This is a genomic window from Rothia sp. CCM 9416 (assembly GCF_048513535.1).
GTDB lineage: Bacteria > Actinomycetota > Actinomycetes > Actinomycetales > Micrococcaceae > Rothia.
Window position 1 is genome coordinate 93802 of sequence record NZ_JBLXXR010000003.1, and the last position, 26644, is coordinate 120445.

General features: G+C 55.2%; 21 protein-coding genes. 15 read left to right on the plus strand and 6 right to left on the minus strand.

From position 1 onward, the window contains the following. Positions 1 to 702: 702 nt before the first annotated feature. Positions 703 to 1734: a magnesium and cobalt transport protein CorA gene (locus tag ACN080_RS02510; RefSeq protein WP_419100269.1), complete on the plus strand. Its 1032-nt coding sequence runs from the start codon at positions 703 to 705 to the stop codon at positions 1732 to 1734. 10 nt (positions 1735 to 1744) lie between these two features. Here the strand turns inward: ACN080_RS02510 and ACN080_RS02515 are convergent, their stop codons facing one another. Together ACN080_RS02515 and ACN080_RS02520 are read right to left on the minus strand one after the other, a co-directional pair. Continuing rightward, complete coding sequence (locus tag ACN080_RS02515; protein ID WP_419112960.1) at positions 1745 to 3289, minus strand: MFS transporter; 1545 nt, start codon at positions 3287 to 3289, stop codon at positions 1745 to 1747. 47 nt (positions 3290 to 3336) lie between these two features. Further along, positions 3337 to 3930 carry a TetR/AcrR family transcriptional regulator gene (locus tag ACN080_RS02520; protein WP_419112961.1) on the minus strand — a complete coding sequence of 198 codons (594 nt, stop codon included), beginning with the start codon at positions 3928 to 3930 and terminating at the stop codon, positions 3337 to 3339. Positions 3931 to 4022: 92 nt separating this feature from the next. On the opposite strand from ACN080_RS02520, the gene ACN080_RS02525 reads away from it, so the two are divergent. After that, entirely contained in the window at positions 4023 to 4739 is a 717-nt protein-coding gene (locus ACN080_RS02525; protein WP_419112962.1) for a GAP family protein, read from the plus strand. Here ACN080_RS02525 and ACN080_RS02530 read toward each other — a convergent pair. Together ACN080_RS02530 and treR are read right to left on the minus strand one after the other, a co-directional pair. Next, complete coding sequence (locus tag ACN080_RS02530) at positions 4736 to 6391, minus strand: alpha,alpha-phosphotrehalase (RefSeq protein WP_419112963.1); 1656 nt, start codon at positions 6389 to 6391, stop codon at positions 4736 to 4738. The two genes, ACN080_RS02525 and ACN080_RS02530, sit on opposite strands and share 4 nt — an antisense overlap. Before the next feature lie 155 nt (positions 6392 to 6546). Continuing rightward, entirely contained in the window at positions 6547 to 7281 is a 735-nt protein-coding gene (gene treR, locus ACN080_RS02535) for a trehalose operon repressor (RefSeq protein ID WP_419100267.1), read from the minus strand. 187 nt (positions 7282 to 7468) lie between these two features. Between treR and ACN080_RS02540 the strand changes: the two genes are divergently transcribed. The 3 genes from ACN080_RS02540 to ACN080_RS02550 all read left to right on the plus strand — a co-directional run bounded on the left by ACN080_RS02540 (position 7469) and on the right by ACN080_RS02550 (position 11149). Next, positions 7469 to 7645 (plus strand): hypothetical protein, encoded by a 177-nt coding sequence (locus ACN080_RS02540; RefSeq protein WP_419105252.1) that lies wholly within the window; start codon positions 7469 to 7471, stop codon positions 7643 to 7645. 258 nt (positions 7646 to 7903) lie between these two features. Continuing rightward, positions 7904 to 9742 (plus strand): dihydroxy-acid dehydratase, encoded by a 1839-nt coding sequence (gene ilvD, locus ACN080_RS02545; protein ID WP_419112964.1) that lies wholly within the window; start codon positions 7904 to 7906, stop codon positions 9740 to 9742. 201 nt (positions 9743 to 9943) lie between these two features. Next, complete coding sequence (locus ACN080_RS02550; protein WP_419112382.1) at positions 9944 to 11149, plus strand: RNase H family protein; 1206 nt, start codon at positions 9944 to 9946, stop codon at positions 11147 to 11149. An 88-nt stretch (positions 11150 to 11237) separates the two neighbouring features. Here ACN080_RS02550 and ACN080_RS02555 read toward each other — a convergent pair whose 3' ends face one another. Then, the gene (locus ACN080_RS02555) at positions 11238 to 11867 is read right to left on the minus strand and encodes a DedA family protein (protein WP_419100263.1); all 630 of its coding nucleotides are present in this window, start codon (positions 11865 to 11867) and stop codon (positions 11238 to 11240) included. Between the two features lie 911 nt (positions 11868 to 12778). Between ACN080_RS02555 and ACN080_RS02560 the strand changes: the two genes are divergently transcribed. The 4 genes from ACN080_RS02560 to ACN080_RS02575 all read left to right on the plus strand — a co-directional run bounded on the left by ACN080_RS02560 (position 12779) and on the right by ACN080_RS02575 (position 16112). Continuing rightward, positions 12779 to 13633 carry an NlpC/P60 family protein gene (locus ACN080_RS02560; RefSeq protein ID WP_419112965.1) on the plus strand — a complete coding sequence of 285 codons (855 nt, stop codon included), beginning with the start codon at positions 12779 to 12781 and terminating at the stop codon, positions 13631 to 13633. A 200-nt stretch (positions 13634 to 13833) separates the two neighbouring features. Then, the gene (locus tag ACN080_RS02565) at positions 13834 to 14658 is read left to right on the plus strand and encodes a transporter substrate-binding domain-containing protein (RefSeq protein ID WP_419112966.1); all 825 of its coding nucleotides are present in this window, start codon (positions 13834 to 13836) and stop codon (positions 14656 to 14658) included. Positions 14659 to 14692: 34 nt separating this feature from the next. After that, positions 14693 to 15370 carry an amino acid ABC transporter permease gene (locus ACN080_RS02570; RefSeq protein WP_419111114.1) on the plus strand — a complete coding sequence of 226 codons (678 nt, stop codon included), beginning with the start codon at positions 14693 to 14695 and terminating at the stop codon, positions 15368 to 15370. Further along, entirely contained in the window at positions 15363 to 16112 is a 750-nt protein-coding gene (locus ACN080_RS02575) for an amino acid ABC transporter ATP-binding protein (RefSeq protein ID WP_419112967.1), read from the plus strand. Before ACN080_RS02570 ends, ACN080_RS02575 begins: the two co-directional genes overlap by 8 nt. A 111-nt stretch (positions 16113 to 16223) precedes the next feature. On the opposite strand, the gene ACN080_RS02580 is transcribed toward ACN080_RS02575, so the two are convergent. Then, entirely contained in the window at positions 16224 to 16745 is a 522-nt protein-coding gene (locus ACN080_RS02580; protein WP_419100256.1) for a hypothetical protein, read from the minus strand. A gap of 87 nt (positions 16746 to 16832) precedes the next feature. Here ACN080_RS02580 and ACN080_RS02585 point away from each other — a divergent pair, with 87 nt between their 5' ends. The 6 genes from ACN080_RS02585 (at position 16833) to ACN080_RS02610 (ending at position 26638) form a co-directional block, all read left to right on the plus strand. Then, the gene (locus tag ACN080_RS02585) at positions 16833 to 17252 is read left to right on the plus strand and encodes a GNAT family N-acetyltransferase (protein WP_419100255.1); all 420 of its coding nucleotides are present in this window, start codon (positions 16833 to 16835) and stop codon (positions 17250 to 17252) included. Between the two features lie 267 nt (positions 17253 to 17519). Beyond that, on the plus strand, positions 17520 to 17726 hold the full coding sequence (locus ACN080_RS02590) for a cold-shock protein (RefSeq protein WP_419100254.1): 207 nt from the start codon (positions 17520 to 17522) through the stop codon (positions 17724 to 17726). A gap of 298 nt (positions 17727 to 18024) precedes the next feature. Beyond that, positions 18025 to 18303, plus strand: coding sequence for a WXG100 family type VII secretion target (locus ACN080_RS02595; RefSeq protein ID WP_419100253.1), 279 nt, complete (start codon positions 18025 to 18027; stop codon positions 18301 to 18303). A gap of 135 nt (positions 18304 to 18438) precedes the next feature. Continuing rightward, a complete protein-coding gene (locus tag ACN080_RS02600; protein WP_419105238.1) occupies positions 18439 to 20259 on the plus strand; it encodes an RDD family protein in 1821 nt (606 codons plus the stop codon). A gap of 773 nt (positions 20260 to 21032) precedes the next feature. Continuing rightward, the gene (locus ACN080_RS02605) at positions 21033 to 22313 is read left to right on the plus strand and encodes a hypothetical protein (RefSeq protein WP_419105237.1); all 1281 of its coding nucleotides are present in this window, start codon (positions 21033 to 21035) and stop codon (positions 22311 to 22313) included. Continuing rightward, positions 22313 to 26638, plus strand: coding sequence for an FtsK/SpoIIIE domain-containing protein (locus tag ACN080_RS02610; protein WP_419112968.1), 4326 nt, complete (start codon positions 22313 to 22315; stop codon positions 26636 to 26638). The genes ACN080_RS02605 and ACN080_RS02610 overlap by 1 nt, the downstream gene beginning before the upstream one ends. Positions 26639 to 26644 lie beyond the last annotated feature (6 nt).

The window sequence follows — 26644 nt, forward strand, 5'->3', positions numbered from 1 at the left end:
GATAGATGAATCCGGCCCCCGGTCCAGCCCATGATGCTTAAAAGTGCGCGAATCATGCTTGGCCCTGGGTATAGGGTCAGTGATAGTCAAGAGTTCCCCCCGGGGGCAAATGACATGATGGTTGAACCAGCCTGTTTGCCCTTACAGAAGAAGTTTTGTTGTACCTTGGGAGCACCAATTCCAAGGAGGAATCAGGGTTCTGCCAATCGCCAAAGGCCCCGTGTTTTGAGTGAGCTGGTTTAAGGGTGGATTGAGCGGGGAAAGAGATTTTGGGGCGCTTTCTTAATGCTGTTGATGGTCCGCGCGATGGTGGGGTGAGAGGTGTCGAAGAGTTCAGTAGGGAGCTCTTCAGTGAGATTGCGCCGGTGGTAGGTTAGCGGGGCTTTGAGGGCTTGGGTGAGGGTGAATGCTGGTGGTTGGCTGCTTGGTTTTGCCCAGATGTTGGGGGTGGTGGGGCTCTTGGTGGTGTGGTGAATTGTTGAGGTGTGAGTCCTCTTGCGCGCTGGTGGAGTAATGGTTCTTTCGGTGGGTTTGAGATTATTTGTGATGATTTATCCTCATTGATTGTCATTTGCTGGTGCCGTTATCTAGTTGGTGGGTATGGGGTGTGTTCCTACTTTTGAATAAGCCTCATGGCACCCCTCAGGCTGAGTTACCCGGCAAGTTCATGTCGGTGGGGCAGACTCCTATAGCATGGTGAGCATGGCTCTTCTCCTCAGCAAAATTGTGCGCGCCAATGGCGACATCGAAGAATACGGCACCCTGAAAGACTTCGCGGAGCTTCAACCACAGGTGGGCGACCGTACATTTGTTGGCCTTCTTGAGGCCAGTCACCAGGATCTAGAGGTTCTGGCGGCTCTCTTTGACCTGCACCCGCTGGCTATTGAAGACTCAGAGCACGGCCACCAGCGCGCCAAAATAGACCGCTATGGCGACACTTACTTCCTGGTTCTGCGGCCCATCGTCTACCTGGACGACACCGAGGAGCTTCGGCTGGGGGAGACCCACCTCTTCGTTGGTCCTCACTTTATGATTTGGTTGGTCAAAGACTCACTGCGGTCAGCCGAGAAAACCCGTGCCGCCATGAACCAGAACTTTAATGAGCTGGTAATGCAGACTTGCGCCACCAGTGCCCAGACCATGTTTTTCTTGCACGGAGTCCTGGATAGCCTGGTTGATAGCTACTACCCGGTCATAGACGGGCTAGAAAATGATGGGGACGAAATCGAAGACACCCTCTTCTCTTCCGGCGGGGAAGCCTCCGAAATCTCCCAACGCATTTACGGCCTGCTCAACGAGGTAGCCGACTTCAAACGCGCGGTAAAACCCCTGGTGCCCATGCTGGACCTGCTCATGGGCCGCCTCCGCCTGATGGAAACAACCGGTCGCACCACCGGAACCGAAGAGGGCGTAGAGCTCATTCGCCTCTTCCGCGACGTCCACGACCACGTCCTACAGATTAACGAACGGGTCGATGACCTAAAAGCATCGCTTGAAAATGCTCTGGCTGTTAACTCCACCATTGTTGCCGAACGGCAGAACGATGACATGAAGCGTATCTCCGCCTGGGCGGCGATCCTGGTCGTCCCAACGGTCATTGGGTCTATCTATGGAATGAACTTTGATGAGATGCCAGAGTTACACTGGGCCTGGGGCTACCCTGCCTCTTTGGGGCTCATGGCCCTTGTCTCCCTGATCCTCTGGGTGGTCTTCCGCAAGAAGGGCTGGCTCTAGCCCTCGGCCTTTACCTAGGGGCTGTCCGTAGGGTCTGAGTTACTAGCACAATACACAGGAGCATGAGCACACCACCGATCCCGGCGGTATAGAGAACACCCGCGTCAAAGGCCTGCTGGGCTGACTCTAGGAGCGCGCTACCGGCCTGCCCGCCAACCTGATCCGCCACGGCAACGGCACCGCCCAGGGTTTCGCGGGCCAGTGCGGCATCAGGCTCACTGACACCTGCGGGTATGACAAGGTGGGCGAGATAGGCGGCATTGAGGATAGAACCCAGAACCGCGATACCGAGCACAGCCCCGCTTTCGTAGGCGGTTTCAGAGATGGCGGAGGCGGCCCCCGCTTTTTCAGGCGGGACTGCTGACATGATGATGTCGTTGGTCAGGGTCTCAGCGAAACCTATGCCGGTTCCTAACAGGGCGAAAGCGATCAGAATACTGGTGTCCGAGCCGGTGTGGGCGGTGAGCATGACCAGTGCGAAGGCTATCACCATGAGGCCCAGAGCCATGCAAATCATGACCCAGAGCCGTACGAACTTGACCAGGTAGACCACCACCAGGCCCGCGATAACGGAGAGCGCCAGACCGGGGAGCAGAACCAGGGATGCTTGGAGCGGGGAGAGCCCGCTCACCAGTTGCAGGTGCTGGGAAACGAAGTAGAGGAAGCCGACCAGGGAAAATACCGTCATAAGGTTAGTCAGTGCCGCCCCGGTAAACCGCTTGTTGGTGAAGAGCCTCACGTCCAGCATGGGATTCGTGCGGGTTAGCTGGCGGCGGGTAAAGATGAACCCGCAGAGCAGGGCCAGGATGAGCATACTGGCGGTGAGTAGGTCCAGGCCCTTGTGGGCAAAGTGCTTGATGGCGTAGACGGCCGGGGTCATGGTGGTCATAATGAGCACGATGCTGAGCGGGTCTATGGCACCGGGGTTGGGGTCCTTGGAATTGGGGATGAGCCAGGGCCCGAGGATGAGCAGGGGCAGCATAATGGGCAGGGCTATGAGGAAGATGGAACCCCACCAGTAGTGCTCAAGCAGGATTCCGCCGGTGATGGGTCCAAGGGCCGCGCCGGCGGCGTAGCCAGATGCCCAGATAGCTATGGCTGTGCGCCGTTCGGTGGCATCGGTGAAGATGTTACGGAGAATGGAGAGGGTGGAGGGCATGAGGAGTGCCCCGAAAACAGCCATTCCTGCGCGGGCGGCGATCAGCCATTCTGCGCTGGGGGCAAAGGCTGCTGCGGCTGATACGAGGGTGAAACCTGCACTGCCTATCAGGAGCATGGTGCGGCGCCCGTAGCGGTCGCTGAGACTTCCTGCTGGTATGAGTAGGCCGGAGAGCACCAGGGCGTAGCTGTCATTAATCCAGAGAAGCTGGGGGCCTGTGGGTGTTAGGTGGGCGGAGATTTCGGGCAGGGCGAAGGAGAGCACCGTGTTATCGATGGAGACCAGGAGGACCGGGAGCATGAGTACAGCCAGGGCGGCCCAGCGGCGCGGGTGCGGCGGGACTGAGTTGTTGTGTGAATCTGTCAGGGTGTTTAATGGTCCGGTTGTGAGGTGCATTCTCTATCTTCTGAGAGTGAGCTTCTTGGTCTTACGAGTGCTCGCGGCTAGGCAGACTGGAGGATTCTGCTGATTCCGTGAGTGAGATCGTTTTGAATTTGGGCGGTGAGTTGGGGGCTGGGGCTGGCGTGGAGGTAGTCCAGGGTAAGGCCGTTGACTAAGGCTGTGATGAGCCGGGCAGTGAGAGTCACCCGCTGGGCGGTGGGTTTTGCCCCCTGACTCTGAAGTAGGTCTGTGACTCCCTGTGCAACGTGCTCTTGGAAGCGCAGTAGCTCTTTTTGGTATATCTCTGTAATCCAGCTGTGGGCTGAGGCCGCCGCACCCAGTGTGACCCAGAGGGCGGCATCTTCTCGTTGGACTTTTCCGGTAGGCAGGAGTTCACAGAGGCTGAGGCAGGCTCTCTCCAGGGGATCCTGTGTGCTGGGCAGGTTTTGGATGCGCTGGTTTTGCCGTTGAATGGAGCGTTCTAGGGCACTGTGGAGTAGGTGTCGGCGGCTGCCGGTGTGGTACTGGACGGTACCGGGCGCGATACCGGCTTCTTGGGCAACTTTGCGGACGCTGACCTGGTCGAACCCCTGGTTCACAATAACGCGGATGGTGGCCTCTGCGATAGCTACTTCTTGAGCTGATGTCTCCTGCATAGAGCTAGTCTTCCAAGCTAGAGGGCCTAAGCAAACCCGTTCTCATACGTTCGTATGATAATCTATCATACAACTGTATGAAAGGCTGTGTGGTGATTGATTACTTGCTCCTCGTGGGTCTATCCCTCATTGATAGCTTGAGTGTGGGAACACTGGTGATTCCCCTTGTGCTTATCATCAAATGGCAAGCGATGAAAACCGCCCACTATACCACTTACCTCACGACAATCGTCTGTGCCTATTTCATGATTGGTTGTGCACTTTTTATGGGGCTTGGCTGGGTGATTGCCGCCTTCAGCCAGGTCACCGCAATGGCATGGTTCAGGTGGATTCTTTTGGTGCTAGGGGTAGCCCTCGTGCTTTTCGGGGTGCTCTCACCGAACCCCACACGACGTAGTGTTGAAGAGATTGTAGCGGCCCGGTCGGTGCAGGTGCAGAGCAAGCGGGGGAAAAATGTGGGCTTACTTTCTATGGTGGTCCTTGCGCTGGGCGCAGCGGTGGTAGAGAGCGCAACTATGCTGCCCTACCTTGCGGCGCTGGGTATTATCCAGTCTCAAGAAATCCCCTTTGTAGCTCAGCTAGTGGTACTTGCTCTGTACTGCATGGTCATGGCGCTTCCGGCTATCTCACTCGGGGTCGCGGTGAAGGTTCTGGGCAACCGGGTCTTTGAGCGCATACTCGGTGTTTTACCCCGCCTTGAATATGAGGCAAAAATAACCCTGCTCTGGATTGCAGCCATCGTCGGTGCGAACATTGCCCACCGAAGCGCTATCCAGCTTGGTCTGCTGAGTTGGGGACCCCTTTTTTAGTCCACCAGTACCGCTACGGTTTCGTAGGGGCGCAGGGTCAGTCGGCCTTCTGCGGTGGTGAGGTCAGGGCAATTCTTGTAATTACAGACCAGCACCTTCCCCGCCGCGAATTCTGCGGCTAGCTCTACAGCGGTATCTGCCCCGTAGAAGTTGCAGAGCACCAGTAGCTTCTGCCCCTGATATTCGCGGATAAACCCGTAGACGCTCTGGTGCTCGCGGGCAAAAGGCTCGTAGCTTCCCTCCGCAATCAGCGGCATCTGGTGGCGCAGCTCAACCAGGCGGCGGTAGAAAGGCAGAATCTTGCCCTCTGCCTCCTGCCGCTCCACACTCATGAGGGCCTGGGAGGTGGGGCGTAACCAAGGCTGGACGTCGCTAAATCCAGCAAACTCAGAAGCATCCCACTGCATGGGGGTGCGAGAATTATCCCGCGACTTAGAAGCCACAACACGGAAAGCCTGCTCGGGGCTCAGCCCCCTATCCACCAGCGTACGGTAGGCCTTGTGGGACTCAATATCTACATAGTCGTCCATAGATTCATAGGCAGGGTCGATCATGCCGATTTCCTCGCCCTGGTAGATGTAGGGGGTGCCCCGGCTCAGGTGGATGGCGGCGGCCAACATGGTCGCTGATTCTTCCCGGTACAGCCCTGGATCGCCAAAGCGGTTGATAGCGCGCGGCTGGTCATGGTTATTCCAGAAAAGGGCCTGCCAGCCCCCACCCGCTTGAATACCGACTGACCAGTCGGTCAGCACCCCCTTAAGGGCCATAAAATCGAAGGGTACATCTGACCACTTCTCACCCCGGTCATAGTCCACTTTCAGGTGGTGGAAGGAGAAAACCATGTCCAGCTCCCGGCTGTCGGGCCGGGTGTAGCGCACGCTGTTCTCGATGGTGGTGGAGGACATCTCGCCCACGGTAAGCAGCCCCGGGGTGTCCCCGAAGGTCTGCTGGTTGAGTTCCTTAACCCAGGTGTGTACCTGTTCTGTGTCGGTGTAGAGCAGTTTCTCATTCTCGCCGGGGGTGGCATTACGCAGTACCTCGCTCTTGCCGATGACATTGAGAACGTCAAAGCGGAAGCCCCGCACGCCCTTGCTCTTCCAGAAGTTCACAACCCGGTGCAGTTCAGCCCGAACCTGCGGGTTGTGCCAGTTCAGGTCAGCCTGGGTGGTGTCGTAGAGGTGCAGGTAGTAGAGGTCGGTGCCCCCGAAAGGTGACCAGGCAGGCCCGCCGAACTTTGATTCCCAGGTGGTCGGCAGGCTCCCGTCGGGCTGGGCCGGGCGCAGGTAGAAGTAGTCCCGGTACTTTTGTTCACCGGCCAGTGCCCGCTGGAACCATTCGTGCTCCGTAGAGACATGATTGAGCACCATATCGACCATGACCCCGATACCGTATTCACCGAGGGCAGCTACCAGTTCCTGAAAGTCCTCCATGGTGCCCATATCCGGGTCTATGTGGTAGTAATCGGCAATGTCGTAGCCGTTATCGTTCTGGGGTGACACATAAAAAGGGTTGAGCCAGACCATATCGACCCCCAGCGAGGCAATATAGGGAACCTTCTCAAGTACACCGCGCAGATCCCCCACACCGTTACCGCTCGAATCGCGGTAGGACTTGGGGTAGACCTGGTAGATAACCTGATCATGAAAGCTCATGGTGCGCTGCTCCGTTGTGTGGGTTCCGGTAGTCGTCTGGCTAGCTGGTTCTGTGCATAGATAGCAGAAAGGGGGCGTGACAGCCTGCTGGCTGGCACACCCCACTCTACCTGTCTGACAGGTTGCCCTGTTTGGGTTATAAGAGATTTGGAACTTTATTCAGAAACTGGAATTCCCCGGCGCCGGTGGGCGAAGTCCAGGTAGCGGAACTTATCTGCCCGGTGACGAGAAATGGTGTACTGAAAGGCCGTGCCGTCGTCCAATGCGGTAATGGACGTTGTCACCGCAACGTATTCCCCAGCGTGCAGATTCAGGTACTTGGCATCGTTGGGTGTAGCCGGCTCAACCGTGATCTGCCTTGAGGCTGAGGCGATGTTCAGCCCCAGTTCTTGCTCAAAGTAAGTGTAGAGCGAGTCCCTGGCTACCTCCCCCGATATATTGGGAACAACAGCTTTGACAATATAGTCATGGTCAATAATCGCCGGTGCGCCATCCATGTGGCGTACACGCATCACATGGGTAACTGGCACCTGCTCAACAGTGCCTTCTGCCAGTGCCTGGAAGGGAACCGGAGGCAACACAGCATCTTCTAGCTTAATAAGCTCGGTGAGTGTGCTGCGGCTAGCTGACTCAGCAAATTCCTTATAGCTCAACAACGATGAAACGGGTATGGAGTACCGTTTGTGATCAACCACCAGCGAACCCTTCCCCATAATGCGCTGGATATATCCCCGGTCAACCAGAATAGCCAGGGCTTTGCGAACGGTCTCACGGGATACCTGATAGCGCTCAGTCAGCTTCATCTCACTGGGCAACAAATCCCCGACACCGTATTTACCCTCATCAATGTCACGAGCCAAATCGTGGTAGATACGTTCAAATTTTCCCATTGGGTTCCCCTAAATAACATGTGCGATAGCACTCTGTGCCAAATAAAGTGAGAGCTTTTACACGGCGGTCGTGTTTCCCTATAGTCTAGGGGGCTTATCCAGGGTTTTCGAGGGAACCACCCATAAATAAATGTCACACGTTTGATGGGAATCTGAACTGAAGGAGTAGAGAAAAGTATTCCTGGGTTTGACCTACTGGAACAGTGGTTTGAGCGAGCAACCCCAAGGGGTCTGTCTAGCGCGAAAGGCACCTGCCTGGCGCGGGGTGCGCTTCGAGCCTCTGGCCCATGAAATGCAAGAGAACCAGCCAGATGATGCCTACCTCAAAGAAGCGGAGGGCTGGCAGAGCGATCCATGGAGTTAGCAGAAGTTCGAGGGGGAGAAGTCCGGTGGGCGACGCCTGAATACTACGGTTGGCCGCGAGCAGGCGGTGCGTCGCCCTGTGCTTGCCGTGAGTAACTCTTCCTAGACAAGGCTTATTCAACAAAATCTGGGGAGAAAAACCTATCACTGTCTAAAACTCCACTATCTGAGAACACTCAGCGGTTGCATCTACCCTCACCAGCACCCGGCGTAAACTAGATACCCAAGACGACTACCACCAGTTATCAAGGGGAACACGATGCCAGAACTGCGCTCGCGCACATCCACCCACGGCAGGAACATGGCAGGAGCCCGCGCGCTCTGGCGGGCAACCGGCATGGGAGAAGACGACTTCGGCAAGCCCATTATTGCTATTGCCAACTCTTTCACCCAATTCGTTCCCGGCCACGTGCACCTGAAAAACATGGGTGAGCTGGTGGCCGGTGCTATCCGCGAAGCCGGCGGTGTAGCCAAAGAATTCAACACCATTGCGGTCGATGACGGTATCGCCATGGGCCATGACGGTATGCTCTACTCCCTGCCCTCCCGCGACCTGATTGCGGACTCGGTAGAGTACATGGTCAACGCCCACCGCGCCGATGCCCTGGTCTGTATCTCCAACTGCGACAAGATCACCCCCGGTATGCTGCTGGCCGCTATGCGCCTGAATATCCCCGTCATCTTTGTATCTGGCGGGCCCATGGAATCGGGTGCCGCCATTGACGGCGTAGTAGAGCACCGCCTGGACCTGGTAGACGCTATGGTCATGGCCGTTGACGACTCCGTGAGTGATGAGGCCCTAGCCCAGGTCGAACAGAACGCCTGCCCCACCTGCGGATCCTGCGCCGGTATGTTCACCGCCAACTCCATGAACTGCCTCAACGAAGCCATTGGCCTGGCCCTACCCGGTAACGGCACCACCCTTGCCACCCAGGTAGCCCGTAAGCAGCTCTTCCTAGAGGCCGGTGCCAAGATCGTTGAGTTGGCCAAGCGCTACTACGAGCAGGACGACGAGAGCGTCCTGCCCCGCTCCATTGCCAGCAAAGCCGCTTTCGAGAACGCTATGGCCCTGGATGTTGCAATGGGTGGCTCCACCAACACCGTCCTGCACATTCTGGCGATTGCCCACGAGGCCGGTGTGGACTTTACCCTGCGCGATATTGACGCGATTTCCCGCAAGGTGCCCTGCCTGGCTAAGGTTGCCCCCAACTCCACCCAGTACCACATTGAGCACGTCCACCGCGCCGGTGGTATCCCAGCCCTGCTGGGCGAACTTGACCGGGGTAGCCTGCTCAACCGCGACGTCCACTCGGTTCACTCCGATTCTTTAGAATCTTGGCTTTCTGACTGGGATATTCGTTCCGGCACGGCCACCGAAACCGCTAATGAACTCTTCCTGGCTGCCCCCGGAGGTGTTCGCACCACCCAGGCTTTCTCCACCGCTAACAAGTTCGACTCGCACGAGACCGACCCCGAAAAGGGCTGTATCCGCTCGGTTGGGCACGCCTACACCAAGGACGGCGGCCTGGCGGTGCTCTACGGCAATATCGCTGAGGACGGCGCAATCATCAAGAGCGCCGGTATCGACGAGGAACTCTTCCACTTTGTGGGTAAGGCTTTTGTCGTGGAATCTCAGGATGAGGCCGTGTACGAGATTCTCTCCAAGAACGTTAAGCCCGGGGATATCGTGGTCATCCAGTACGAGGGCCCCAAGGGCGGGCCGGGCATGCAGGAAATGCTCTACCCCACCTCCTACCTCAAGGGCCTGGGCCTAGGCAAGCAGTGCGCACTGATTACTGACGGTCGTTTCTCGGGCGGCACTTCGGGTATCTCCATCGGCCATATCTCACCCGAGGCCGCCGCTGGTGGCGCCGTGGGCCTGATTGAGCACGGCGACGAAATTGAGATTGACGTCCATAACCGGATTCTGCGCGTGAATGTACCCGATGAGGTCCTAGCCGCCCGCCGTGCCGCTAAGGGCCCTGCCCCCTGGAAGCCCACCAAGCCGCGTGAGCGCCAGGTGTCCAGTGCCCTGCGGGCCTACGCTTCGATGGTAACCAGCGCCGATAAGGGTGCTGTGCGCATCGTACCCGAGTAAGGGGTAGCTTCTGAGGTTTTCCGGTAAAGCCGGGGTGGCTTCAAGCCCCCCGGCTTTTTCGTCTTTTGAGTTACCGGTGAGTAGGAGTTTTACTGTTGAGAGAAAGGCTGCTCTGTCCAGTGGGTGGGGCGCCGGTAGCAATTAGTCAGTCTCCTGAGATAGCTTTAAGGGGTAAGCATAATACCGACAACCCCATAGGAGATGAATAATGTGGACATCACGCCCGCGCATATTAAGAAATGCCAGTTAACCTGGGAGCCGCCAGATTACACCAGCTCTTACCCGGCGGGCTTCACTGAACAGGGTGTAGCCGTCATCGCCGTGGTCATGGACCAGATACGGGTTGCCGGTGACTGCCATGTTGGGCTCACGGCTTTTGTGTTTATCTCTCGGGAGAACGGGGACCGCGAAGTTCTAGAGTGCGAACCTATCGCGGAATCTCTCACCCACTGTCTGATGGAACCCTGCGATACGGTACACACCGACATGCTGGGCCGCGCCATCCTGGCCGCTATGGATGTTATCCCCGAAGAATACAAACAGAACCTGATGACCGTAGCTGCAGATAAGCACTACCTTAAACTGCTCTTCCGTAAGTTCACTGCCTTCCGCGACTTCATGGAATACCGTTCCTTGGATAAGGTCATGAACCCCTATGAGTCTCACTCGCTGGGGGAAATTCACGTGAAACTTCTGGGCACCCCGGCGGCAGAACTTATGCCTCACTTCTTTGATGAGGCTTCCCGACTAGCCCACCGTGAACTTGAGCAGAACACCGCCCAGCTCCCCCTGGAAAAGCTGGCGGAGTACAGTGTCTTTACTGACTGCTCTTACCGCTCTACCAACAACAAGCGCTACCATAAGGGTGGCCGCATGGGTATTGGTGGGGTGAGTGAGGACGGCTTCTTCTTTCACTCCCACTACGATGCCACCAACATTATGACCGGGGAGCTCTCGGCCATGCTGGCGGCTTTCAATATCTTCTACCACGGCGGTCGGCAGCTGATTATTCACACTGACTCCCTGGGGGCGCTTACCTTTGTGTTGCGTCTGGCCCATAACCGCTGGGTCTATAAGACTTGGACAACCGAGGGTGTGCAGAACCAGCAGGTCTTGGACGAGATGGAGCGGCTCACTGCGGCTATCCGTGAGCGTCGGGTGCTGGTTAAGCATGTCCCTGGGCATTCAGGGCACGGGCTTCAGGAGTCATCCGACTCGGTTTCTAAGATGCACCGTCATTTCCCCGGGCAGATCGTGGAAAAGGGGTACGTTTCTGAGTTCAACCAGCGGTGCGAGTCGATTATTACCGCGCTCTCCGGGTGCGAAAAAGCGCTCCGGCTACCGTGTGCTGAGTGGATTCAGATTAAACCCTCGGTTGTTCACGCCCGTAACCGGCTCTGGAAGTAGGTAGGGATCCACAGCAAAGAGGCCACCTGTTTTTACCTTCATTGGAGGGAGAAACAGGTGGCCTCTTGAGGCGCGGTAGGGGAGAGCCCTAGAGAGCTTTTGCCTTCTTATCTTTCTGGGCACGGAGGATGAGCCACACGAAAGTGCCTACCAGGGCAAGAGCGACTAGGGCGTACACTACCTTGGAGTACCGATCAATGAACCCTTCAACAACAGGCCAGTTTTCACCGAGTATCCAGCCGCAGTAGATGAGCAGGGCGTTCCAGATAGCTGAACCCAATAAGGTGTAGAGGCCAAAAGTTATGGGGTTCATGCGGTGAACACCGGCAGGAATGGAAATAAGGGAACGGATACCCGGGATAACACGCCCGATCAGGATAGAGGCTTTACCGTACTTGTCGAACCAGATAAGTGCACCATCGACGTCCTCCACTTTGACCAGCCACATCTTATCTGCGATACGGCGTAGGCGGTCAGCTCCGATTGCCGCCCCCAGATAGTAGAGGAAGTAGGCTCCTGCCAGTGAACCGATGGTAGCCCAGATAAAAGCTGCAAAGATATTCATGGACCCCTGGGATGCAGTGAAACCGGCCAGCGGCAGAATCACCTCAGAGGGAATGGGCGGGAAGACGTTTTCAAGGAAGACGGCCAGGCCAACACCGGGTGAGCCGATGGCTTCCATGATAGAGATAACCCAGTCGATGATGTTCTGGAGCACAGGGGCCCTTTCGTGGGGTGGCGGTGAGGGGCGTTTAAGCAATGTCCCCCAGTTTAGCTGAGGGCGTCTGACTTAGCATAGGCGCTAGGGCCTTAGGCCTCTTTCCCCCAAGGAACTGTGATAGCGGAACCTACTTTGAGTTTCTTCTTACCGGGGCGGGTACTTCCGGTGGTGAGGGCGGTGTTGGTGCTGTGCCTAGCTACGGCAAAGACTTTTTGGGTGTCCCCGCTTAGGGGGGAGAGCCTATCCCTACGGCTGGTAAGGCGGGGAACACAGAAATACCCCGCCTACGCGGGGAAGAGTCACGCGAAAGCATCCAGGCTATTTTTTCAACGGAAATACCCCCTGGGCGTAGGAAATTCTGAGCTGATCTACCAGCTCCCTGCGATTTCCTCCCACGGGGACCAGGGAAAAGCGCGGGTAACTATTCATGAGTTTGTGCAAAACCACCTCATGGCTCCTTCCGTTAAGGAGGTGCCTACGGTTCCTGACCGCCAGGCATGGCTCAAGGCTGTGGGACGGGATCTTAAACGTCGCAAAACGGTAACGGCCTAACCCTGCTTTGTGGAGACGGTGTGCATCAGTGCGGTGCACACCGTCTTTGTGTCAGCTGGATTGAATTACTATTCTGCTCCTATCAGTGAATGCAGGGGGCTGATACTAAGCGGCCTGTGGCGGGCGGTCTTACCCAAAAACCGGTATCTGGAACCTCACCTTGACGAGCTGGTAATTGGTGCAAAAGTAACTTTTATAACGATATGGTATACATCGTTACCAAATCGTTATAAAATTATTCGGGTCCAATCAGCTTCCGAGGGAAGCATGGGAGCTCCGCTTAAGAAAGGCGGGCCGCCCAGCATGTAGCAGCAACCCGGCTGCGAAGATCTCCAGAAGAGACGAAAGGTACAAGATTGCGTCGTTCACTCTCCGTAGGTGCGGTAGGTGTCATCATGTCAGGTGCTGTTTTTGCAGCAGCTAACGCAACCAACAATGAAGCCCCGCAGACCACCGTAGACAACGGTGCAGTAGTTACCACCCCCCAGCTCAAGGCATTCGACCTTGCCGGCGAGACCAAAATTGGGCAGTGGGGTGTTCCCGAATACGTTGTGGCTCCCGAAAAGCCGGTTGAATCCACTCCCGCACTTGAATCCACTCCTGCACCTGAAGAAGCACCCGTTATTGACGAGCAGGCTCCTACAGAGGCAGCACCTTTTGCAGAGGCTCCCGCTCTTGAAGAAGCAGCCGTCACTGTGCAGTCAGAAACTGTAGGGGTTCTTGAGGACGCGCCCGCACCTGTAGAGGAAACACCTGTACCGACAGCAGAAGAGCCTGCCCCCGTTCAGTCGGCCGCACCTGTTGAGGTCGCAGCTCCCGTTCAGGAGTCCGCACCTGCCCCCACCCTTGCTGTGGCTACTAACCAGGCAAAACGTGATGCCGTTGTTGCGGCGGCTCTGGCAGCCGCATCTGTCAACGCGCAGACCGACTGCACCGCGCTGGCCACCAACTCCCTGAGGGCCGCTGGCATTAACTTCCACGGTTGGCCCATGGATTATATGTCACTGGGTACCGTGACCTCCAACCCCCAGCCCGGCGACCTGGTTATCTACGCCTCCAATGGTTTTGGCCAGCAACACATTGCTGTTTACATTGGTAACGGCCAGGCTGTTCACGGCGGCTGGAACGGTATGGGCACCAGCGTCTTCTCTGTGAACCTGCCCAACGCATCAGCACCCATTTTCGTGTCCCCTGCAGGTTACAACAGCTAATACTTACCGGCTACCGAGCCAATAAATAAGTCCTGATAAACCCCACCCTTCTAGGGTGGGGTTTATGCCTTGTGGGTGATGATGTGACTGCCTCCCCTAGAAGTGCGTAATAAAGGCGTAACAATAATTCTTTGACTTGTTGCCAGCGGGTATAGGCTCAATGGGCGTAAGATCAAGCTCCTCGAAAGGAAAACCAACCCATGAAGGCCCTCACCCGCCGTAGCGCTCTGTCACTGACCGGTGCATCTTTGGTGACGCTTGCCCTGTCTGCCTGCGGCTCACCCCCTCAGACCAGCTCAACTGATGCAGGAGATAAACTCCAGGCCATCAAAGATTCCGGAACTCTCCGTGTCGGCCTAGAAGGTACCTACGCGCCCTGGAACTACCACAATGAATCCGGCCAGCTGGTCGGTATGGAAAAGGATCTTGCCGACCTCATCGCCGCCGATCTGGGTGTCAAAGCCGAATACATCGAAACCCAGTGGGATTCGCTGATTGCCGGTGTGGACTCCAACCGCTACGACCTTGTCATCAATAATGTCTCCCCCACGGAAGAACGCAAGCAGAAGTACGATTTTTCTACCCCCTACCTTGCTTCTGAGGGCAGGGTCGCTGTTCTGGAGAGTTCTTCCCTACAGAAGATTGAGGATCTCAAGGGCGCGACTGCCGCATCGAGTGAAACCTCCAACTTCCGCACCCTACTAGAGGCTGCAGGCGCAAAGATGACCATTGTGACCGGCTTCGACGAGGCCATTGAGCAGGTACTCACCGGCCGTGTTGATGCCGTAGGCAACGATGCCGTCACCTTCGCCTACTACAAGGAACAGCACCCCGATGCCCCCATTCGCCTGCTTGACGGGTTGCTGGGGGAGGCATCCCAGCCGGCTATCCTCATGCCCAAGGGCGCGCTCAGCCTCCAGAAAGCCATCAACGACTCCATCACCAAGAACCTGGAAAATGGCAACCTTAAGGCTATCTACCAGAAGTATGTAGGTCTTGATCTCAGTCCTTCGGCTAAAGCCTAACCGGCCCCGCCCGGAGAAAGATCTCTAGGACATCATGGACCGCTACCTAGAACTGTGGGCAGAATCTCTGCCCTCCCTCTTGCTGGCTACCGTGCAGGTAACAGTACCTCTTACCCTGGTTGCCTTTGTGCTTGCGCTGGTGCTAGGTCTGCTGGCGACAGCCGCCCGCAACCTGAGCCGGTATAACCCCCTCAACTGGTTGGCTACCGCCTTTGTCTGGTTCTTCCGGGGTACACCACTTTTGGTGCAGTTGTTCCTGGTCTTCTACGGGCTACCCAGGCTGGGCATCACTCTTGATCCCTGGCCTGCTGCGGTTATTGCCTTGAGCCTGAATACCGGGGCCTATGTGGCTGAGACTTTCCGCTCGGCTTACGCTTCTATACCGCGTGGCCAGTTTGAGGCCGCCCGTACCCTGAATCTGACCCGCAAGCAGACCCTGCGCCACGTGGTGATACCTCAGGCTACCCGCATCGCCCTGCCGCCCCTGGGAAACGACCTGATTGATCTGGTTAAGGGAACCTCACTGGTGTCGGTCATTTCTATGGTTGACCTCTTTCAGTCCGGTAAGCAGGTCGCTGCCCGTACTTTTGAGCCCCTGGCTATGTACCTTGAAGTTGCCCTTATCTACCTGGTTATTTTTACCGTCCTGTCGGTTGCCCAGCAGGCCCTCGAAAAGCGCACCAGCCGCTATCTAAGGAGCTCCCATGCTTAGTGTGCAGAACCTGACCAAGAGCTTTGGTGAGCAAACTGTCTTGAACGGGGTTTCCCTAGAGCTCACCAGTGGTGAGACCACGGTGATTCTGGGCCCCTCAGGCTCCGGTAAATCAACACTTTTGCGTTGTTTCAACCTGCTAGAGGTACCGGAGGCTGGTGTACTGGATCTTGCGGGGGATTCGGTTGATTTTTCCAGCAAATTGACCGATGAGCAGGTGCGGAGTATCCGCAAACACTCGGCTATGGTCTTTCAGAATTTCAACCTTTTCCCGCACCTGACCGCTGTTCAGAACGTGGCTCTTGCCCCGGTCCTGAATGGGAAGGTAGGCAAGGGCGCTGCCCATCAGTATGCCCTGGAGCTCTTGGACAAGGTGGGGCTGGGAGACAAGGCTAGTTCTTACCCAGATAGTCTTTCCGGTGGTCAGCAGCAGCGGGTGGCTATTGCCCGCGCCCTGGCGGTGTCCCCGGAATACCTACTCTTTGACGAACCTACCAGTGCCCTTGACCCGGAGCTAGAAGCCGAGGTCATCCGGGTTCTGATTGATCTAGCGCGAGAGAAGCGCTCCCTGGTGGTGGTCACTCACAACATGGCTTTCGCCCGCCGGGTTGCGGACCGCATCATCTTTTTGGACGGAGGGAAGGTGCTCTATAACGGTGCGCCCGAGCCTTTCTTCCAATCCACCAATGAGCGTATCGCCCGCTTCTTGCAAATCTTTGAGATGACGGACTACCGCATCTAGCTATTTTCGTCACCTAGCGCCCTATTGGGTCTGACCCTGGCTGGTTATGCGAACCTGCACAGGCCGATATGGCTAGCCGCTGGGTGAGTACGCGTGGGTTAGGGTAGCTTGCTAATGCGTCAGCAGGGCCTTGAGTAGGGCCACTACTAGACCGAGGCTGGCGAAGAGGATTCCACCAAGTAAGGTCCGGAAGCTGGCTGCTTGCTGCTGGTAGCGCGCTACTACAAACCCCATGGAGGCCAGCCGTAAGAGTAGCACTGTGACCGCTAGGAACCAGGCTGTGGGGGGAGCGAGAAAACCCCAGGAACCTAGGGCAATAAAGAGAGCCGGTAGTAGTGTCGAGCTCATGATGGGCACTGCGTTGCGTAAGGCTTTTATGATGTCTTGACCTGTGAGTGCCTTGCCGTGCAAGAGGCGGTGCTCCTGGCTTTCTGCTAGAAAGTGAGCCAGGTAGGTGGTGAGCCCGGTTGCTAGCAGAACAGTGAGTGTGTGGCCCTGAGCAATCTGACCGGGTTTGGTGAGGATGAGTGCCCCTAGGGCCAGGATATTGCCGTAAGTATAGGCCGAAACACGGTGGGCTACGTCTTGGGGTTTTAGTTTGCCCAGCTGGTCTATCTGTGATTTTTTCTGCATAGTTTAATACTAAGGTGATTTTCTGGCGGTACAGTTGGCTGCTGTTCCCCAGGCCTAGCGAGCGGCCCATATCGGTGAGGGGGCAAAATGTTTGATCTAGTGCTGGGGCTTGTCCCTGCCAGGGATGAGCTTGAGGAGCTTTACTCTTCGGTGGGCTGGTCCGCCTACACTGAAAAGCCTGAGAATCTGGTCGCCATGTGCAGAGGGTCGCACTATCTGGCCTGCGCGCGTGACTTTTCTGGTCGGTTGATTGGCTTGGTGAGAACGGTCGGGGACGGCGTGACGATTACCTACATCCAGGATCTATTGGTGCACCCGGACGCCCAGGGGCAGGGCGTGGGTAGCTCTCTTCTCGATGCCGCCCTGGAGGCCGTTGGTGGGGTGCGTCAGGTTTATATTTCTACAGATGCCCATGAGGGTAACAAGCATGTTATTGACCTCTACCTTTCCCGTGGTTTTAGGCCCGTGGGTGACTATAACTGCCTGACTCTGGCCTCCTTTAAGTAAAAACCGCTAGATTTCTTGGCTTTCATCAGGGGCTTGGCGCCTAAGAGTCGGGGTATCGTGCTGCATTTTGCAGCCACAAAGGAGACCTGCGACACATAATGCATACAAAGCTGCCGGGGTGCTGTAGAGTCAGAGACGTGCCCACCGGTTGGTGTAGTAAGAATTTAGAATTTTGTTTTTAGTTTTGCGTTTCATCTCCTTGGGAAAAGAGAGGGCACACCTTAAGCGTTCGAGGTTTGGACGCATTTTCCAGAAGGAATAAAACACATGGCTACTGGCACTGTAAAATGGTTTAACGCTGAAAAAGGCTACGGATTCATCCAGCCCGACGACGGCTCAGCAGATCTTTTCGCTCACTTCTCAGCGATTAACTCAAACGGCTACCGCTCACTCGAAGAAGGCGACTCAGTTGCTTACGATCCCGAGCAGAGCGATCGCGGCATGCAGGCCGCGAACATCAACGTTCTCAGCTAAGCATTGCGCTAACTGATAAAGGGTTCGGCCCCCGTCCACTATGGACGGGGGCCGGACCCTTTATATCCCCAAAGTTTTTACGGCTTCCGGTAGCTGTTCAATGGTGGGATATCTTCACCCGGTATTTAGCTGTGGATAATCCCGTTAAGTGCTGGATTTAAGGTCTTGAGTTGGTAGGATGAATCAGAGTGAGTGATTCTTAAGATTTACTCACTACCGTAATATGACTATTCGCTGCAGATGAAAAGCCTGGTTCCAGCCAGGGGAGTTTGCAGGCTAAAGAAAGGTAGCACCTTTAATGTCTATCAAGATTGATTATGCGGCCATGGAAGCCGAAGCGGCCAACCTGCAGTCTGCAGCAACGGATTTTGAAGTATCGCTGTCCAACCTGCTTAACCGCATCAACAACCTGACTTCACCCGAGGGTGGCTTCTCCACTGAGGTATCCAGTGGTGCTTTCGGGACTAACTACCAGGACTTCAATACCAAGGCTCACCAGCTCATTCCTGCCCTGCAGGCTTTCCAGCAGGATCTCAAGAGCACTATTGAGCGCTTCAAGGCAGCTGACGGCGCCTAATATCTTAGCGGGATATAACCCCATATCAGCGCCTATATAAGATGTTTGCCAAGTTGGCGGAGATAAGGATGAACTTATCTTCGCCAACTTTGTCTGTAGTTTTACTTTTCTTCGCGCTTCGAGGGCACCTCACCTATGAATAGTTTTTTGCTTGTGCCTGCCCCCTTGTACAAGCGGGCTCTTGCCTACTTTGTTGATCTTTTGATTGTGGCAGCTCCTGCTGGGTACGCAATGTGCTTTGCTATCAGTTTTTTGTTTGAACCGTCCCCATTAGTGGGCTGGTTAACCTGTTCAGCTCTAGCGCTTATTGTTCTTGCCTACACCTTGATCCTTGCCGCGCAGAACGCATCTTCCGGGCAGACTGCGGGTAAGCGCTTGATAGGTATCAGAACCCTTCGCGCTGAGTCACTTAGGCCGGGCGATTTCTCGGATGCTTATGCACGTGGTTTCTCTTTCTTGCTTGGGTTACTGGGGCTTGGTATCAGGCCCTTCCTGATGGCTTATAGGTTTAAGACCCAAGTTGAATCTGAGTCTTGGCCCCATAAAGCTGGTAATACTAGGGTTCTTGATGTGAGAGCTGGTAAAGACCCTCTGAATGTGGAGAAACGTTTTTTCCCTCTTTACCCTGAAGAGTGGTCTGGCAATACTGCAACACCTGTGGACCAGGTATTTCCACCTCGAGCTACGGGCCAGTCAGCAACCGCCGACATTTCCTCCGGGCAATCTGATTCTGGTGTGGCACGGGTGACTGTTTCAGACCACCTAGAAGTGGCTCGTAAAAGACGTCGGTCTGAGGGTTTTAGATCAGCTGGCCAGGGGCTTATAACCATTGGAGCAAGCTGTTTAACGGTTGCGGCGCTAGTCTTCGCTGCCAATGAACTTAACCCAGAGATGCCTAAACCCCAAGATCAACGAGAGGTCTTGGCGGCATCTCTGACGCAGAAGCTTCCTGTGGCTGGCTATAGCGGGCAGGGTTTTCCCGGTTATAAAGAAAAACCTGATTGGAGCGAGTCAGTAAGTCCCGATGCCAAAGTGTTCTCCACCGTGGCGAACGTTTTCTCTTTTGAAAGCCGTAGACTGACGGTCTTCTCGGTGGATACAGGTGAGCAAGTAGCTAACTTCCCACTTGACCAGGCTGTTGAGGTGTCTGCCCAGACAAGTTTTAGCGGCACCCCTGGAATTTACTGGTCAATCGGTGATACTGCTTTTGGTTGGAGCTCAGGTACGGGGGCAGATAAGCCTTTTAGCGCCAAAATTCCCGCTGGGGCACAGCCATATGCTGCGGGGAATGAGCTTCTCTTTGCGGCTGAGGACGAAAAGAACGGACAATACAAGGCCTGGCGTTTTAGCCCCGATGGCTTTCAAGAGATAAAGATTCCTTCGGGCTTCGTTCCGGGGTCTTTTTCCGGGCAAAATATGGTCAGCTATAGTCTGGGTGGAGAAATTAAGGTAACAGACAGTCAAGGCCAAGAAATTTCGGCCTATCCTCTTGCATCCCCCAAGGACTCTTTGCCTTTCGACAGTATCGTTTCTGTTGGACACCAAAGGATTGTGGCGACTTGGTCTCCTTACCCCGATAGTGTTGCTCCAACTACGCCGGTTACAGTGGCTTTTTACGATACCGAGTCGGGGAACCTCCTCTCCTATATTGAAACAACTCAGGAGCGTATCTCTGCATACCCAGATTTGTTATGGGGCCCCGATGGGCATTCCGCTCTTTATGCCGGCTACCTATTCGATGTCGAAAAAGGTAGAGCAGATGCTGATCTCATCGCGCAGGGTATTGAGCCGATCACCGTTATCGGTCAAGGTGCTCTGGGCAGCAGTAATCTAGGTAATGTTTACATGGAGCCTGACGAGGTACAGTCAATTTCAGGTATCACACCCTTGTTGGCTAACCAGGACATTGCCATAATCAGAACTCACAACAATAAGCTTGAAAAATACACCAAATAAAACACGCACTTGTAGAGGACAACATGAGAGCACAGAGGCCGAAGCAGCTGATATTTAACACTGGGACAGCTACGCTGGCACTTCTCCTGGCTTCAGGGATGCCAGCATCGAATGCTACGTCTCTTCCGGAGGCAACACCGTCTACTCTTTCGCATTCAGACTCACCGGCTGACCCCGCACCTGTCGCACCTACACTGAGTAAAACTGAGGTTGTCACACCGAGGGAGGTAGCTGAACCAGTTTTTGCAACTGACCCTGCAAAACAGGATGCTTCCGTTGCCAATGATTCTCCGGGAGGTACTACCGAGACACCTGTGCCCTCAACGACGGTAGATAACCAACCTGCGAGCCCATCTGAAACTACCCCCTCGCCGAGTGCGAGCCCATCTGAAACTACCCCATCGCCGAGTGCGAGCCCTACTGAAGCTCCCGCAGATCCTATTCACTTATTAGTTAAGGCTGATACATCCGAGCTTAAGCCTGGTGAGATTTATAAGGGGTCAGTAGAAGGCATCCCTGAAGGAACACACGTTAAAGCATCTCTAACTCCTGCCAAAGAACTTGAGACAGACCCCGTACAGTGCTCTGTTAGTGGGAAACCCCCTGCACAAGCTTTTGAGTGTCATGTTCCGGAGGACCAAAGGACCGGTAAGTACACCTTAGAAATTAGGCTTTTTGATGAGAAGGACCAACCGGTTCTTGCTGACGGTACCGAGATCCTTGATACCTCACAGAGTGTAGTCATTGCCGATGGCACAAGAGAATATAACCCTATGATTGTAGCCCGGTATCCGATTACTGCAGCTGGGTATGTCATGCCTATTGCGGGTGGCGGGTATGAGCCCAATTCTGAAGTTCAGGTGAGCGCTCTTGATGAAAACAACAACCCCATCCCGGGTATTACTTTTGCGACCTGGGCTGCAGAAAGCACACCTTCAGCCGGTGACCTTGATAATGCAGCAGGTACTCTCAAAGTCACTACCGATGCCGATGGCTTCTTCAGCGCCTACCTCATTACTAGCCCATACATGTCGAGCGCTAGCGTAAACCTTGTTGCGCAGGATGAGAAGACTCAGGTTTCAGCATCAGACCGGCTCGGTATTTTGGGTGAATCTGTGGCTAGGTTGGGTACCTCTGTAGGCAGTATTGTTGCTGGGGAAGATGTCACTGTTGAGATTTCAGGTGACCAGTTTGCTCCATCGTATAAGGATTACCCCGTGACCCTGCAACTTGTTCGTGGTGGGGAAGTCATTACACGTCAAGATATTGAACTGTCACGTCCCACCGGCGATAGTCTATGGAGCTCATTCCAGAAAGTGACTCTGGAGCAGACTGCTTCTCTTGAGGCAGGGGAGTACTCGATTCAGGCTATTGTGCCTACCCAAGATAATATTCCGGTAGATTTTCAGGGACGGTTGTTGGCCTCGAAGGCATTCAGCGTGGTGCCTGCTAAGACTGAGCCCCCAGTTATCACTGACCCAACTCTTCCCGCAGAACCGGTCCCGGGTGACCCCGCAGAACCGGTCCCGGGTGACCCCGTAGAACCTGATTTGCCTGCCGAACCTGATCCGGCAGAAACGGCAGAGCCCACAAGGGAAGCTGAAGAGAAACCGCTTCCTGACCCTTCGGAGGATGCAGAAACTGTTCCTGCCCCCAGCATCGTACCCGCTGAAGCGCAGGTGAGACCTGTTATCGAACAGGAGAAAGAACCTGAGCCTACGGAGACTCCTATCGACCAGAACCCCACGTGGATTCAGACCAGCTCAATTAAAGCTGAAGACCCACGCGTTGCACAGGAACCGAATAAGCAACTCAAATCAAGTGTCCTAAACGCTCAGGGAACCAAGAATGTTGAAGGTCGGATTAATCCTCGGTCAGGTGTAGCTGCCCCAGAGGGGACTAATGCCGCGGAGGGTGCAACTGCGGTGGTGAACCTGAACAAGTCGGCCCCTAAGTGGCCTGTGCTACTGCTCATTCTTGTAGCACTCGGCGTTGGGGCTTTCACTGGCGTATCCATCGCAAAAACTGCTAAAGCAACTGATAGTAAGAGATAATGACATCGATCCGTCTCTCCATGGAAAACGCTCAATCCGCAGTCTCACACCTGGTCGTTGACGCGGATCCTCAGTCACCTATTAGTTCAGTCGCGTCAGCCATTGAAACGACGGTGGGTGAGCCTGTTCCCCTCTTGGCCGAGAAGAGGGGAACATGGGGCGAACTTGAACTTACTGAGGGCGTAGTGCTAGGTGCTAAAGCCTTTGAAAGTAGCTCCCTAGAGGAGTCCCTTAAGGTTTCACCCTTCTTCTTGATTGAGCAGGTGAGTGGCCCTGGCGCGGGCACTATTCGCTCCTTGGCACCTGGGAAATACACTTTGGGCGCTGATCCCTGTTGCTCTATCGTTTTAGAAGGCGCTGGTCTTCCTCAAACAGCTGCTTTGCTCAGCTTCAATGAAGCCGGTCAGTGCACTGTTGAAAATACTACTGAGGAATCGGCTCTGCAACTTGAGGGGCAACTTGTCACAGAACCTCAAGAGTGGCTTCAGGGCCATTCCCTGCGGGTTGGTGGGTATGTTTTTGAGCTTCTTACAGAGGCTCCTTTGGTCGCTTCGGTAACACCCTCGGAGAGATTTGGGTTGCTGGATTTTAACCGGCCTCCCAGGCTGATGCCGAAAGATCGTGCAAAGGAGTTCAAATATCCGAGTGAACCCGAGATGGGTTCGCGTGGTGCCCTGCCGATTATTGCTATGTTGGCTCCCCTGTTGCTTGCTATAGTCATGGCTACTGTCATGAAGCGACCTTACTTCCTTATTTTTGGGTTTATGTCACCTGTGATGATGCTGGTGAGTTACCTGAGTAACCGTAAGAACGGTAAGGTGACCCACCGAGAAAAGAAAGCAAAATACCGTAAGGTGAGAGCGCAGATTGACGGGGACCTTCACCAGGCCGTCGTGGATTTTGCGAATGAGCAGCGTTTGTATAGTCCGGATCCTGCAACAGCCGGGCTCATTGCGAGTCTGCCCAGCCCTAGACTGTGGGAGCGTCGAAGAAGCGACCCCGACCATCTGAATATTCGCCTGGGTGTATCTGAAGTTGAGTCCGATGTGAGTATCTACCGGCCTGAAGAGGTCGATCACCTTCGTAATCAGCTGATGAAAGCTCAGGAGGTCCCGGTAACGGTTTCGCTTAAACAGTTTGGGGTTATCGGATTTTGCGGTGAGAAGACCGTGGTTCACCGAAACGTTGCCTGGGCGATTGCGCAATTAGCTGTATCTCAGAGCCCACGAGATCTTGGAGTTGTCGTGCTTACTGATGGGGCTTCTGCTCGGGAGTGGGAGTGGGTGCGGTGGCTTCCTCACGCAGCAAGTTCTAAGGGTTCTATCGCTACTATCGGTAATGACACCCGTACAGTGGGACAGCGCCTTAATGAGCTGTCCCAGATGATTGAGCAACGGCAGGAACAGGGAACTGAGAAGGACACCGATATCTTTCGCTCTATTGTCGTGGTCTTCGACGGTGCCCGGAAGCTCCGTCAATGGCCGGGTGCTTCACGAGTGCTGGCCGAAGGCCCCTCTGTGGGCATTTATTCTTTATGTATCGACAGCGAAGAACGATTCCTACCTGAAGAGTCACGGGCTGTTGTAACTGAGACGGGTGGGGACTGGACCCTCAAACGGGACCGCGAGAACTCTCTCGGGCATATTACCCCTGATCTGCCTGAATGGGATTGGTTTGAAGGTATTGCCCGCCCGATGGCTCCTCTGCGAGATGCTACAGATGAGGACGATTCCGCGATTCCTACCAGTGCTCGTTTCTTGGATACCGTCATGATGCAGGACCCTGAGCCGGAACTCGTTATGCAACGGTGGGCACTTTCGCCTCGTTCCACGTCCGCTGTTATCGGTGAGTCCTTTGATGGGGCTTTTGAGATTGATATGAGGAAAGACGGCCCTCACGCTCTCATCGCGGGTACAACGGGCTCTGGTAAGTCGGAGCTCTTGCAGACCCTGATTGCATCGCTGGCTTTGCGTAACCGACCCGATGAGCTGTCTTTTGTGCTGATTGATTATAAGGGCGGTGCGGCGTTCAAGGATTTCGTTAATCTGCCACACACGGTTGGTATTGTTACTGACTTGGATAATCACCTGGTGCAGAGAGCTATGGACTCCTTGGCAGCCGAACTGCGCCGCCGTGAGCATCTGCTGGCTACCGTGGGCGCTAAAGATATTGAGGATTTTACCTCTGCCCGTGAGCGCGGTGAGACAGAGCTCTTGATGCCTCGCCTTGTCTTGGTGATTGATGAGTTTGCTGCTCTAAAAGCTGAGCTCCCTGACTTTGTGGCGGGTATCGTCAATATTGCTCAGCGTGGTCGCTCGTTGGGTATTCACCTGGTGATGGCGACCCAGCGCCCACAGGGTGCTATTACAGCCGATATTCTGGCTAACACTAACTTGCGTATTGCCTTGCGTATGGCTGATTCGGTGGAGAGCAAGGACGTCATTGGTACTGCTGATGCGGCTGAGATTTCTACCTCTACTCCCGGGCGTGCCTATGTGAAGTCCGGGTCAAGCCCCCTCTTGCCCTTCCAGTCTTCGCGTATTGGTGGTGCTCGGGTTGAGAGCACTGTGCAGGATATTCCTGACCCGGTGGTGCATGTGGTTCCTTGGCCTCAGGTAGGGTATGCCCTCCCGGTTCCTCCTAAACAGAAGCAGACCGAATCTGCTGTGACTGACTTGCAGGTGCTGGTTGGGGCGATGGAGCAGGCGGCTGAACAGCTCAAGATCCCTGCGCAGCCTAGCCCCTGGCTACCGTCTATGGGTGATGACGTGGTTCTTACCGATATTGTGGCCCAGGTGCCTTCTGATGCAGGGAGCGACATCCCTAAAATTCCTTTCGCCCTTCAAGATTTCCCTGCAGACCAGAGCCAGAGGCCTCTCTGCCTGGACTTCGAGGATTTTTCGCACCTGTTTATTGTTGGCTCACCGCGTACCGGTCGAACCCAGGCGCTACGAACTATTGCCGGTGCAATAGGTCAGAACAGCTCTCCTCGTGATATTCACCTGTACGGTGTTGATTTTGGCAACGGTGGTTTGCGCGGTATTTTGCAGCTTCCTCACTGCAATACGGTGATTTCTCGAACGCAAGGGACTCTGCTGACACGTTTTATTAATCGGATGGAAACCGAGATTAACCGCCGTCGTACGGTTCTTTCTCAAGCGGGTTTCACCTCTGTCGCCGAACAGCGTAGGAACTCTCCCGAGGACCAGAAGCTTGCGCATATTGTCATTTTGTTTGACCAGTGGGAGGGGTTCCTGAACGGTATTGGTGATAACTGCCAGAGTAGCGTGGGCCAGTCTGTCCTGGCTATTTTGCGCGAGGGCGCTTCGGCCGGGGTTCACCTGATTATTACCGGTGATCGTTCCCTGCTCTCAAGCCGCACAAACACTTTGGTTGAGCATAAGTTGATGCTTCGACTGGCTGACCGTACGGACTACACTATGGCGGGCTTGTCCCCTCGTGAGCTGCCCGAGAAAATAGGCCCGGGGCGGGCTTTTGCTTCTGGTACTTCGCGGGAAACCCAGATCGCTCTGCTCAATGCAGACACCTCATCGCAAGCCCAGGTCAAGGCGCTGGGTGCTATTGGTGAGCACGCTACTCAGCGTCATAGCGATATTCCGGAGTCGCAGCTTCCGCTGGCTCTGCGGGATCTGGCCGCTAAGGTGACCTACAGTAGCATGGTTGCGGCCGGTGCGCCGGCGCTCCCGTGGAAACCTCTGCTAGGTATCGGTGGCGACGAGGTACTTCCGGTTCCCGTTGATTTGGTTGAAATACCCACATTTGTGATTGGTGGTGCGAGCAGGAGCGGTAAATCCACCGGGCTTAGGGCACTGGCCCAATCGTCCTTGGACGCTGGTGTGCAGGTTGTCCTGTTGACGCCTCTCCGCTCTCCTGTAGGTGACCTTGCGGGGCATGAGAATGTTGTGGCTCATTATGCAGGTGCCGATATTACAGCCGAATCCGTGCGTGAAGTGTTGAAGATGCGAGACATCCTACTGGTGATTGACGATGCTTCTGCTATCTCTGACTTCACGGTTATTGATGAGCTGAAGAAGATTGGTTCTGCGATAAACAGCCAGGGGGTCCGTGCGGTGGTGGCTGACGGCCTTGATGAGCTGGACCGTGTAGGTGCTATGTCGTGGATGAATGAGCTGGTTAAGCGCCGCCACGGGGCCGTTCTTAATCCCGCCTCTATTTTTAGTGGTAAACCCGTAGGGCTGTCCTTAACCCAGGAAATTTTGGCGCAACCTCGCCCCGTTGGGCGGGCCTTAGTCAATCTTGGTGATGGCCGGATAACAAGTGTGCAGATCGCGTGTGAAGGATAAGCAGGA